A 1,710-nucleotide genomic window follows, 5' to 3' on the forward strand; every position below is an offset into this window, starting at 1 on the left:
AAGCTGCCTGTCTCGCTGGTCGTCCCGCAGGAAGGCGCCGTCGCCTGGCTCGACGCCTTCTCGATCCCGGTCGGTTCCAAGAACGTCGCCGGCGCCGAAGCCTTCATCAACTACATGATCGACCCGAAATTCTATGTCGAATGGGTCACCAAGGTCGGTGCGCCGGTCTCGGCCAACACCAAGGCGGTCGACGCTCTGCCCGAGGACGCCTTCAACCGCAAGGTCATGGGCAGCCCGGAGGTCGCCAAGCGCATCCAGTTCCAGGCGCCGATCACCGATGCGCAGCGCGAGAAGTACCTGGCGCTGTGGCAGGAACTGAAGGTCAACGTGAAGTAACAGGCGTCTTTCGGGGAGGAGAGGCAAACATGGCGAACCAGACTGCGATCGGTCCGCGCCGCGGACTGAGACCGGCCCTGCCGCTTCTCCTCCCAGCCTATCTCTGGCTGACGGTGGCGATCTTCCTGCCGCTGTCGGCCATGGTATTCTTTTCCTTCATGACCGACCTGCCGCTGGCCGGGAAGGAATGGTCATTCACGCTCGGCAATTACGCGGCCTTCTTCCAGCAAAGCCTTTATTCCACGCTTCTGTTCGCCTCGCTGCGGCTCGGCCTGGAAGTCACGCTCTGGTGCGTCGTCATCGGCTATCCAGCGGCCTATGTGCTGGCCAAGGTGCTCAAGGGCCGCAGCCGCGAGGCGATCTTCCTGCTCGTCATCCTGCCGTTCTGGTCGAACGGGCTAGTGCGCATCTTCTCCTGGGCGATGGTGCTGCGCGAGGGTGGCATCCTCGACACGGCGCTCAACGCCGTGCTGCCGTTCAAGATCAACATCGACCTGATGTATTCCTATCCGGCCGTCATCATCGGCTTGGTGCACTCCTACGTGCCCTACATGGTGCTGACCTGCTACCTCACCCTGCAGGCGATCGATGACTCCCTGATCGAGGCCGGGCGGTCGCTCGGCGCCTCGCGGCGGCAGGTGCTGTGGCGGGTGATCATTCCACTATCGATGCCGGGCCTGATCGCGGGCGCGGCCCTGATCTTCGTGCCGGTGGTCGGTTCCTTCATGGAGCCGCGCATCCTCGGCGGCCGCACCGGCACATTCTACGGCACCGTCATCGAAGACCAGTTCGTCGCCGTCTTCAACTGGCCGCTTGGCGCCGCGCTCTCCTTCATCCTGCTGGCCGTGGTGCTGATCATCCTGGCGGTGGCTTCGCCGGTCTTGCGGAGGGCCAGCTGATGGCTGTGACACGCATCCTCGAATGGCTTGGCCGGTTTTACGTCGCCCTTCTGCTCGCCTTCCTCTATCTGCCGATCATCATCATGGCGCTGATGTCGTTCAACGCCTCGCCCTTCTATCAGCTGCCGTTCGAGTGGACGACGGACTGGTACGCCTCGCTCTGGCAGAACGACCAGCTGATCTCGGCGACCTGGAACAGCCTCGAGATCGCTGTCATCACGACGATCATCTGCACTGTGATCGGCTCCATGGCGTCTCTGGCGCTCTACCGCTACGAATTCCGCGGCAAGAAAGTCCTGCAGGCGCTGCTCTTCCCGCCGATCGCCATTCCGTGGCTGATCACCGGCACGGCGATGCTGATCTTCTTCTTCGGCATCGGCATCGGCCGCGGGCTGTTCGCCATCCTGCTCGGCCACGTCGCGCTGGCGCTGCCTTACGTGATCGTCGTCGTGTCGGCGCGGCTGCAGACTTTCGC

The 1,710-nt window shown here is 63.3% G+C and carries 2 protein-coding genes and 1 pseudogene; all 3 read left to right on the forward strand.

Annotation, left to right across the window (positions count from 1 at the left end; genetic code table 11):
• Positions 1-336 (forward strand): extracellular solute-binding protein (locus Q0L57_RS14495; protein ID WP_296743694.1); only part of this gene is annotated, 336 nt, incomplete at its 5' end.
• A 29-nt stretch (positions 337-365) separates the two neighbouring features.
• Complete coding sequence (locus tag Q0L57_RS14500; RefSeq protein ID WP_296743696.1) at positions 366-1,235, forward strand: ABC transporter permease; 870 nt, start codon at positions 366-368, stop codon at positions 1,233-1,235.
• A pseudogene (locus tag Q0L57_RS14505) lies at positions 1,235-1,710 on the forward strand (ABC transporter permease); the annotation flags it as partial. The gene Q0L57_RS14500 and the pseudogene Q0L57_RS14505, both read left to right, overlap by 1 nt.

It is taken from the genome of Mesorhizobium sp., assembly GCF_024509055.1.
In the GTDB taxonomy this organism is placed as follows: domain Bacteria; phylum Pseudomonadota; class Alphaproteobacteria; order Rhizobiales; family Rhizobiaceae; genus Mesorhizobium.

Excerpts from the sequence above, each read along its gene's own strand:
- Q0L57_RS14500 (WP_296743696.1), top strand. The coding sequence starts at position 366 with ATGGCGAACCAGACTGCGATCGGTCCGCGCCGCGGACTGAGACCGGCC.